Annotated in this window: 8 protein-coding genes and 1 other RNA gene; 2 read left to right on the forward strand and 7 right to left on the reverse strand. The window is 69.2% G+C overall.

The features are described from left to right. Positions 1-104: 104 nt before the first annotated feature. The gene (locus tag AB0L71_RS29680; protein ID WP_365248696.1) at positions 105-1,106 is read right to left on the reverse strand and encodes a LysR family transcriptional regulator; all 1,002 of its coding nucleotides are present in this window, start codon (positions 1,104-1,106) and stop codon (positions 105-107) included. Between the two features lie 84 nt (positions 1,107-1,190). Here AB0L71_RS29680 and AB0L71_RS29685 point away from each other — a divergent pair, with 84 nt between their 5' ends. Further along, entirely contained in the window at positions 1,191-2,447 is a 1,257-nt protein-coding gene (locus tag AB0L71_RS29685) for an MFS transporter (RefSeq protein WP_365248699.1), read from the forward strand. A 169-nt stretch (positions 2,448-2,616) separates the two neighbouring features. Here AB0L71_RS29685 and ssrA read toward each other — a convergent pair. The 5 genes from ssrA to ftsE form a co-directional block, all read right to left on the reverse strand. Beyond that, positions 2,617-2,986: a transfer-messenger RNA gene (gene ssrA, locus AB0L71_RS29690) on the reverse strand. A 137-nt stretch (positions 2,987-3,123) separates the two neighbouring features. Further along, positions 3,124-3,612 (reverse strand): SsrA-binding protein SmpB, encoded by a 489-nt coding sequence (gene smpB / locus AB0L71_RS29695; protein ID WP_365248702.1) that lies wholly within the window; start codon positions 3,610-3,612, stop codon positions 3,124-3,126. Positions 3,613-3,630: 18 nt separating this feature from the next. Beyond that, positions 3,631-4,818, reverse strand: a complete 1,188-nt coding sequence (locus tag AB0L71_RS29700) for a S41 family peptidase (protein ID WP_365248705.1) — start codon at positions 4,816-4,818, stop codon at positions 3,631-3,633. 68 nt (positions 4,819-4,886) lie between these two features. Further along, a complete protein-coding gene (ftsX, locus tag AB0L71_RS29705; protein WP_365248708.1) occupies positions 4,887-5,804 on the reverse strand; it encodes a permease-like cell division protein FtsX in 918 nt (305 codons plus the stop codon). 23 nt (positions 5,805-5,827) lie between these two features. Continuing rightward, positions 5,828-6,517, reverse strand: coding sequence for a cell division ATP-binding protein FtsE (gene ftsE, locus AB0L71_RS29710; protein WP_365248711.1), 690 nt, complete (start codon positions 6,515-6,517; stop codon positions 5,828-5,830). A 267-nt stretch (positions 6,518-6,784) separates the two neighbouring features. Between ftsE and AB0L71_RS29715 the strand changes: the two genes are divergently transcribed. Continuing rightward, on the forward strand, positions 6,785-6,979 hold the full coding sequence (locus AB0L71_RS29715; protein WP_365248714.1) for a hypothetical protein: 195 nt from the start codon (positions 6,785-6,787) through the stop codon (positions 6,977-6,979). 161 nt (positions 6,980-7,140) lie between these two features. On the opposite strand, the gene AB0L71_RS29720 is transcribed toward AB0L71_RS29715, so the two are convergent. Beyond that, positions 7,141-7,680 (reverse strand): LPXTG cell wall anchor domain-containing protein (locus AB0L71_RS29720; RefSeq protein WP_365248717.1); only part of this gene is annotated, 540 nt, incomplete at its 5' end.

The following is a 7,680-nucleotide window of genomic DNA, read 5'->3' on the forward strand; positions in this document are numbered from 1 at the left end:
TGTCCGCTATGCACTTCCGGCTGGGTCCCCGTTTTGTCCGCACCCTGCCCAAGTACACCCGGGCGAATGAACCCGGTACAGGCCAATGGATCTCTTTCGCTCGATCAGGTGTATTTCTGCATGAGGGAGGCATCAGCCTCCGGCAACCAGCTATCGCCGGGTCGCACCATCCAGCCCTCCTCGGAGCCCAGTTGGTCCGCGGCTTCACGCAGGGCGTCGAGGCCGGGGTGACGCAACCCCTTGCGCCAGACCAGCAGGAGCGGGGAGAGCGGTACGGGCCGGACCAGCGGACGCACCACGGTGCCCGGTATCGGCGGAAAGTCGACCACGCACAGGACCGGGCACCGGGACTTCTCCATGACCCGTTGGAATTCGGCCATGCCGATCGCGAGCGGGGAGGGCGGCGCCAGCTCGACGCCCCACTCGGCGAAGAGCAGCCGGGCGAAGTCCGTCCACTCCTCGGTGCGCGGATTCCCGGCGCCCGCATAGACGGTCTCGCCGGCCAGGTCGTCCGGCGAGAGGGCCTCGTACGCGGCGAGACGGTGATCGGCGGGGAGCAGCAGGGCCATCGGCTCGTACCGCACCGGCTGTATGCCGAGCCCCGCCCGGATCGCGGGGTCGAGTCCGGCGGCACGGCCGAAGGAGACGTCGAGCCGCCCGGCGAGGATCTCGCCGGCGGCCCAGGTCAGTCCGCTCTCGAAACGCGCCATCAGCTCGCACGTCGGAGCCAGCTCCCGCGCACGGGCCAGGACGCGAGCGGCCGTCATACCGTCGGTGTTGAGGTCGACGAAGAGCGGCCGGGCCGCGGGGTCGGCGAAGGCCGCGGCAAGATCGGCATGCGCGTCAAGGACCCGCCGGGCATACGGGAGGAGCCGCTCACCGTCGGCGGTGAGCGCTACCTGCCGGGTGGTCCGCAGGAACAGCTCCGCACCCAGCTCGCGCTCCAGCCGCCGGATGTCCCGGCTGAGCGCCTGCTGGGCGACGTAGAGGCGGGCGGCGGCACGGGTGAAGTGCAGCTCCTCGGCGACGGCGACGAAGGCGCGGAGCAGCCGGGCATCGGTGAGAGGGAATGTCCGGGCGCCCGGATCGGCAGCGGAGGAGGTCATACCCAGAAATTTACAACGCAGATGCGTTAATGGGTGTGGGAAAGGTGTTGGACCCCGGGGACGGAGCGCCGCGAGGGTGGGGCCATGCCGCACGAGACATCCCCGCACACCGAGCCCCTGCTCACCGTCTCCGGAGATCTGCTGGTCGCCGCTGAGCGGACCGCCGCCACCAAGCCGGCGCCCACCAACCCGTACCGTCGGCTGCTCGCCACCCCGGGGGCCCGCGCGTTCACCGCGGGCAATCTCGTCGCCCGGCTCCCCATGGGCATGTTCAGCGTCAGCGCGGTGATCATGATCGCCGGGGCACGCGACTCGTACGCCCTGGCCGGTGCCGTCACCGCGGCCGGTCTCGCCGCGACGGCAGTGGTCGCGCCCTGGACGGCCCGGCTCGTCGACCGGTACGGGCAGGCCAGGATCGCCGTGCCCGCCACCGCGACCGCCGTCCTCGGCTCGCTCGCCCTGCTGCTCTGCGTGCACTACGACGCCCCGTCCTGGACCCTCTTCGCCTCCTATGCCGCGACCGCCACCACCCCCAACACCGGCGGGATGTCCCGGGCCCGCTGGGCGCATCTGCTCCGGGGCGACCCGGCCGCCCTGCACACCGCGAACTCCTTCGAACAGGCCGCCGACGAGCTCTGCTTCATGCTCGGACCGGCGCTCGCCGCCCTGCTGTGCGCGGCGCTCTTCCCGGAGGCCGGCACCCTGGTCGGCGCGGTCCTGCTGATGACCGGTGTGCTGATCTTCGCCGCCCAGCGCGCCACCGAACCCCCGGTGGCGCCCCGCACCCACGCGGGCTCCCCGCTCCGCACCCCGGGCATGCCGGCCCTGCTCGCCGCGTTCCTCGCCACCGGTGCGGTCTTCGGCGCGATGGAGGTCGTCACGATCGCCCACGCCGGGGGCGCGATCCTGGCCCTCCAGGCGGCCGGATCGTGTGTGGCGGGGCTGCTCTACGGATCGTTGCGCCCGGCCGCGGACCTCCGGCGCCGGCTGCTGGGCTGCCTGACGGGGATGACGGCACTGATGTCGCTGCCGCTGCTCGCCGTCTCCTCGACCGGTTCGCTGCTCGCCCTCGCGGGCGCCCTGCTGCTGGCCGGTGCGGCGACGGCCCCGACCATGGTCACCGGCATGACGCTGGTGCAACGCCTGACCCCGGAAGGCCAGTTGAACGAAGGCATGACGCTGGCCGTGACCGCGCTGCTGGGCGGGATAGCCGCCGGTTCGGCGACCGGAGGCTGGACGGTGGAGCACCTCGGAGAGGTGACGGGATACGCCGTGCCGGTGTGCGCGGCCGGACTGGCGCTGGCCGTCGCGACGGTGGGGGTCCGCGTCCGCCGGGGCTGAGGCCGGGGGCCTGGGGTCGTCCGGGCCTCGGGCCCCGGGAGTGGGGCCGGTCGCCACGGGCACGCGAGGGCCTGGGAATCCCCGGCTCCCCCGGGAACCCCGGGAACCCCGGGAAACAGAACGAGGACCCCGCTGCCGGTGGGCAACGGGGTCCTCGTTCACATGGGAATTGTGGAGATGGCGGGAATCGAACCCGCGTCCAACGGTGCAGAACCAGGGCTTCTCCGTGTGCAGTTCGCTGCGCTTTTCTCGGCCCCGGAGATCACGCGAACAAGTCTCCGACGGGCTCAGTCACTGTTTGATTTCCTTCCAGGCCCCGTGACCGGGTCTAGAAGTTTAGATCCCTTGATGATGCCAGGATCCGGGTCGGGATCACCCCCGGGCTGACACTTCGCAAGTCGCTACTTAGGCAGCGAGGGCGAAGGAATCGCGCTTGGTGTTGGCGATTATTGGTTGCGACATATGGTTTACGAGATCATTGCCGCTTCCTCGACACGCTTCCCCTGCTTCGACATCCGCTGTCGAAACCGATCATCCCCATGTTGTGTTTTCAAAAGTGCACCCGCTGTGAGGCGCAGTGCCATCGTACGTGACCAACGCGCGACGATGCCAGCCTATTCCTGCCGACCGGCTCCGACGGCTTGCCGGTCCGTACGCTCCCGGCTGCGGAAGGGCCCTACGCGCTGCGCTGGCGTCGGCGTGCGGCCGCGATCGCGCGGTTGGTCTCCCGCGTGTCCTGCTGCTCCCGCAGGGTCTGTCGCTTGTCGTACTCCTTCTTGCCCTTGGCGAGGGCGATCTCGACCTTGACCCGGCCGTCCTTGAAGTACAGCGCGAGCGGCACGATCGTGTGCCCCGACTCGTTCGCCTTCGACTCCAGCTTGTCGATCTCCGCCCGGTGCATCAGCAGCTTGCGCTTCCGCTTGGCCGAGTGGTTGGTCCACGTCCCCTGTACGTACTCCGGGACATGGATGTTGTGCAGCCATGCCTCGCCCCCGTCGATCTGGACGAAGCCGTCCACCAGCGAGGCCCGGCCCAGCCGCAGCGACTTGACCTCGGTCCCCATGAGCACGAGGCCGCACTCGTAGGTGTCGAGGATGTGGTAGTCGTGCCGCGCCTTCTTGTTCTGCGCGATGAGCTTGCGCCCTGTGTCCTTTTCCTTAGCCATAGTGTGGCCATTTTCGCACTACGACCCGCCTCCGAGGCCACTCAATACTGTCTCGGCCCGCCGCTCGGCCCCCGCACCGACCACGAGGTCCGGGCTGATGCCGCTCCCCTCGACACTGCGGCCCGCCGGGGTGCGGTAGTGGCCGACGGTGAGCTCGGCCACCGAGCCGCCCGCAAGCCTGCTCGGCATCTGCACCGACCCCTTGCCGAAGGTGCGCGATCCGACGGTGACGGCGCGCCCCCGGTCCTGGAGCGCGCCGGTGAGGAGCTCGGCGGCGCTCATCGTGCCGCCGTCGACGAGGACGACGAGGGGGCGGTCGGTGTCGCCGCCCGGCTGGGCGTAGAGGGCGCGCTGCTCGCCGTGCACGTCGTAGGTGGCAACCAGGCCGCCGTCCAGGAAGGCGGAGGCGGCGGTGACGGCCTCGGTGACCAGACCGCCGGAGTTGCCACGGAGATCGAGGAGGATCCCGGCGCCGGCCGGTGCGTTCCGGACCGCCTCACGGATCTCGGCGCCCGACCCCTTGGTGAACGAGTCGACCTCGATCAGTACAGCTGCGGAGGAATCGGAACGGTCCAGTCCGATGTGCCGCACGGTGACCGCCTCCATGCTGAGCCTGGCCCGCCGTAGCGTCTCGGTCCGCACGACGCCGTCGCGCTGGATCCCCAGCACGACGGTGGTGCCCACGGAGGCCTCCGTGCGGTCTCCGCGCAGCAGGGCGACGGCCTCGGCGACCGGCAGTCCGTCGACCCGGCGGCCGTCGACCGTGCGGAGCAGATCGCCCGCCTCGACACCGGCCCGGTCGGCGGGGCTGCCGGGCTGGACCCGGGCCACCTCGACCAGCCCGTCGGCGGAGCGCTCGGCGGCGATCCCGACACCGGTGTACGAGCCGTCGAGGGCCTGCTCGAACTCCTCGTACTGCCGCTCGTCGTAGACCGCGCCCCAGCGGTCACCTATCCGACTGACGGCCTTCTCGGCCGCTTCCTTGCCCGACTTGCCGTCGGCCACGGCCTGGGCGGCGGCGTCCGCCACTTCGTCGCTCTCGACGGTGGAGGCGACGGAACGGGTCGCCAGGTCCGAGGACTTCACGCCGTCGCGCGGCAGCGCGCCGGTGGCCGCCGCGGTGGCCAGCACGCTCGCGAAGACCAAGGCCAGGGCCGCCCCGCGACGCACGCCGCGGGGCCCGAGACATGGTGAGGGGCCTGACATGGCGTCGAGTCTAGGACAACGCCCCCTGGGCGCACGGCCGGTTGACCGTGCGCCCCAGGGGGCGCTTGTCACACCTTGAGGTACTTGCGGAGCGCGAAGAGAGCGGCAACCGCGGGCATCAGCAAGCCGATTGCCAGGACCAGGGGCAGCTTGGTGAAGACCGCGTCCCAGCCGATGAAGTCGATCAGATTCAGCTTGCTCTGCAGATCCAGGCCGGCGTCGATGAGGAAGTACCGGGCGGCCAGCAGCATCACGCAGGCGAGCACACCGCCGATGAGACCGGCGAACGCGGCCTCCATGATGAACGGCATCTGAATGTAGAAGCCGGAGGCGCCGACGAGCCGCATGATGCCGGTTTCGCGCCGCCTGCTGAACGCGGACACCCGGACGGTGTTCACGATCAGCATCAGCGCAATGACCAGCATCAGCGCCATCACGAAGAGCGCGGCCACGTTCATGCCGTTCATCAGCCCGAAGAGGTTGTCCAGGATGGATCTCTGGTCCTGGACGGACTGCACCCCGTCACGGCCGGCGAAGGCGGTGGCGACGACCTTGTACTTCTTCGGGTCGTGGAGCTTGACCCGGAACGACTCCTGCATCTGGTCCGGCGTGATGTTGCTCGCCATGGGCGAGTCGCCGAACTGCTCCTGGTAGTGCTTGTACGCCTCGTCGGCCGACTCGTACGTGACCGTGTCGACGACCTTCATCTTGTGGAGGTCGCTCTCGATCTCCTTCTTCTGCTCAGCGGTGACAGCACCCTTGGCGCACTTGGGCGTCGAGGTCGCATCGCTCTTGCTGCACAGGAAGATGGAGACGTTGACCTTGTCGTACCAGTAGTCCTTCATCGTGCTGACCTGCTCGCGCATCAGCAGCGCGCCGCCGAACAGGGCGAGCGAGAGGGCGACGGAGACGACGACGGCGAAGGTCATCGTGAGGTTGCGACGGAGGCCGACGCCGATCTCCGACAGGACGAACTGGGCGCGCATGGCGTCCTTTCAGTGCTCGATGCTCAGTGCTGGTAGCCGTAGACGCCACGGGCCTGGTCGCGGACGAGACGGCCCTTCTCCAGCTCGATGACGCGCTTGCGCATCTGGTCGACGATGTTCTGGTCGTGGGTCGCCATGATCACGGTGGTGCCGGTCCGGTTGATCCGGTCCAGCAGCTTCATGATGCCGACGGAGGTCTGCGGGTCGAGGTTGCCGGTGGGCTCGTCCGCGATCAGCAGCATGGGACGGTTCACGAACGCCCGCGCGATCGCCACGCGCTGCTGCTCACCGCCGGAGAGCTCTCCGGGCATCCGGTCCTCCTTGCCGCCGAGGCCGACCAGGTCGAGAACCTGGGGCACCGCCTTGCGGATCTCACCGCGCGGCTTGCCGATGACCTCCTGCGCGAACGCCACGTTCTGCGCGACGGTCTTGTTGGGCAGGAGCCGGAAGTCCTGGAATACCGTGCCCAGCTGGCGGCGCATGTGCGGCACCTTCCAGTTGGACATGCGCGCGAGGTCCTTGCCCAGGACATGGACCGTGCCCTGGCTGGCGCGCTCCTCGCGGAGGATGAGTCGCATGAAGGTGGACTTGCCGGAGCCGGAGGAGCCCACCAGGAAGACGAACTCGCCCTTCTCGATATCGAGAGACACATCCCGTAGAGCGGGACGGCTCTGCTTCGGGTAGGTCTTGGAGACGTTGTCGAATCGGATCACGGATGCACCACGGTCGGCCGGGAGTAGGTGTGCGTGACCATACGCGAACCGGGCTGACGCGTGCAGGCGAGCGTCCGAGGATGGGCGAATTATGGCGGAACGCCATTGCGGCAACAGGGATGAACTGTCACGGAATGGCCCTTTTCCGGCGGGCCGCGCCGAAATCCATGCGACCTGGCACAGTGGTAGGGGAACGGTTGCGTTTCCGTGAGCGTTGTACGGAGTGAAGGCACAGGCGGCTCCGCAGCGCGGTGAGGAGGAAAGCGCATGACCTATGACCGACTGGTATGCGCGAACTGCGCGGCACCCGTGAGCGAGGGCCGCTGCCCCGTGTGCCGGGCGAGCCGCGAGCGGCTTCAGCAGGAACAGGGACTCTTCGCGGGGCTGAGCCCCGTGACGCTGGTGGCCCTGCTGGTGGTACTGCTGGGCGCGCTGGCACTGCTGGCGCACCAGACCGTGTAGCCGCGGACCTGTCCGTCCGCGCACCCGTCCGTCCATCCCGCCGCAGGAGCACACAGGCACGTGCAGGGCTCATAGACGTACACAGAGAGGCCAGGGGCGCCTGCAAGGCATCCCTGGCCTCTCGTGTATATCAGTGCGTATCAGTGGCCTCAGGCGGGCCCTCAGGCGACCGTACGGCCGCTCATCATCCGCGGCAGGATCCGGAAGCCGATGCCTCCGGCAATCATTGTCGCGGCGCCGACCAGCAGGAACGTGGTCTCGGCGGCACCGGTCTCGGCGAGCTCGTCCTTGCCCTTGCCCTGCTCGACCGGCTGGTTGCCGGCCGAGTCGGGGGTGGTGTTGTCCGCGCACTTGACGCTGTCGAGGTCGACGGTGCAGGTGCCGGCGTCGTCACCACCGGTTACCGAGCCGGAGGAGGCGTTACCAGTGGTACCGCCATGGTCGGAGGAGCCGGAGGAACCGTTACCGGTGGTACCGGACGAACCCTCGTTGCCCGACGAGCCCTCGTTACCGGAGGAACCCTCGTTACCGGAGGAACCCTCGGTGCCGGAGGAACCCTCGGTGCCGGACGAACCCTCGGTGCCGGACGAACCCTCGGTACCCGACGAACCCTCGGTACCCGACGAACCCTCGGTACCCGACGAACCCTCGGTACCCGACGAACCCTCGGTACCCGACGAACCCTCGGTACCCGACGAACC

Origin of the sequence: Streptomyces sp. NPDC052052 (assembly GCF_040680455.1) — a bacterium.
Lineage (GTDB): Bacteria > Actinomycetota > Actinomycetes > Streptomycetales > Streptomycetaceae > Streptomyces.

Bases quoted from the DNA above. Each gene is read 5' to 3' on its own strand.
- AB0L71_RS29715 (WP_365248714.1), top strand. From the start codon at position 6,785: ATGACCTATGACCGACTGGTATGCGCGAACTGCGCGGCACCCGTGAGC.
- ftsX (WP_365248708.1), bottom strand. From the start codon at position 5,804: ATGCGCGCCCAGTTCGTCCTGTCGGAGATCGGCGTCGGCCTCCGTCGC.
- AB0L71_RS29680 (WP_365248696.1), bottom strand. From the start codon at position 1,106: ATGACCTCCTCCGCTGCCGATCCGGGCGCCCGGACATTCCCTCTCACC.
- AB0L71_RS29700 (WP_365248705.1), bottom strand. From the start codon at position 4,818: ATGTCAGGCCCCTCACCATGTCTCGGGCCCCGCGGCGTGCGTCGCGGG.
- smpB (WP_365248702.1), bottom strand. From the start codon at position 3,612: ATGGCTAAGGAAAAGGACACAGGGCGCAAGCTCATCGCGCAGAACAAG.
- AB0L71_RS29685 (WP_365248699.1), top strand. From the start codon at position 1,191: ATGCCGCACGAGACATCCCCGCACACCGAGCCCCTGCTCACCGTCTCC.